This window comes from Helicobacter sp. T3_23-1059 (assembly GCF_053654515.1).
In genome coordinates, this window is sequence record NZ_JBSIUV010000146.1 from 1 (window position 1) to 1,194 (window position 1,194).

The 1,194-nt window shown below is 31.0% G+C and carries 2 protein-coding genes; both read left to right on the forward strand.

Features of this window, described 5'->3' with window-relative positions:
- Positions 1–591, forward strand: a 591-nt coding sequence (locus ACWIX0_RS13665; protein ID WP_454174532.1) for a DUF5675 family protein, incomplete at its 5' end; no start/stop codon positions are given.
- Positions 588–1,194 (forward strand): hypothetical protein (locus ACWIX0_RS13670; RefSeq protein ID WP_454174533.1); only part of this gene is annotated, 607 nt, incomplete at its 3' end. The genes ACWIX0_RS13665 and ACWIX0_RS13670, both read left to right, overlap by 4 nt.

Consider the following 1,194-nt stretch of genomic DNA (forward strand, 5'->3'; position numbering starts at 1 on the left):
GGCACTGAATCTACAATGGGTAGAGCATATATTTGTTTAGATGGGAAAATTATAAATGTTAAAATTAAAGGGGAAGTGATATATAAAAACATAAAAGATAATAATACGGGTAGGATTACTAAACAACGGCAAGATAAAAGAGAAATTGATAGCATTGAAATAACAGATATTGACTACAAAATAAATAACTTATCTAATGTAAAGCCGTTTGCATACATACTAGAGCGACCAGGACCTGATAGCATAGCAGGTGAAGTTAATTTGCGAATCCCAGAGGGGAGGTATAATGTAATGTGGAATGATGGAAATATGAAAGGCGTTTTAAAGTTATTTAATAATTATCTATCAAAAGGCAGGGCGATTTTGATTCACGGGGGCAATACACCAAAACATTCTGCTGGTTGTTTGCTAATAGGGGATAATATACAAAGTGATATTATAAATGGAGAACCTATGGCTAAACTCTTAGCAGATTTAATAAAGTCAAAACTTTGTCCACAAATAAAACAAAGCAATGAATCCATAAAAAATTTTGTGCGAAATTGTATTGAAATACAAATTGTAAATACAATTACAAAGGATATAAAATGACAACGAATCTAAATGAATATTTTGTAGAACCATATATGCAAGAATCATATAAAGATGGCTTAATTAGCGACATATACAAATCTAAAGGAATGCTTCGCATCTCTTGGAGTTTTGATATAAAATATAATAAAAACATTGATTTAATATTTTTCCAAGAATCTTTACCTGGTGCTTATACTACTCTTTATGCTAAAGATTTCCAAAAAAGCATAGATGAGGAGCAGTTGCGCGTATTTGGACTGCCTAGAGCATTAGATAACATAAAGATTCCTTACGACATAAACTACGACTTTGTAAAAGACATTCTCTCAAAGGTTGGTTTTAGTGAATCCCAACAACAGCGTTTTTTTGATATGCGTTTTGGCTCGGTGTTTGTGCCTATGGAAGTAGAATTTGAGTGGTATGCTATTAACTTAAGTGCTTTTAATAAAGCACCTTTAGATTTTAGCGTGATTACTTTTCCTAAATATGATAAATACATTAGAGATAATGAAACATACCCAGATGATGGCTTTACAATGATTCTAGGCATTATAAAATCTTATAAAATCTTACCACAAAATATTTCTTTAGATTTTAGCCAAGCAGAAATTATTATTGATA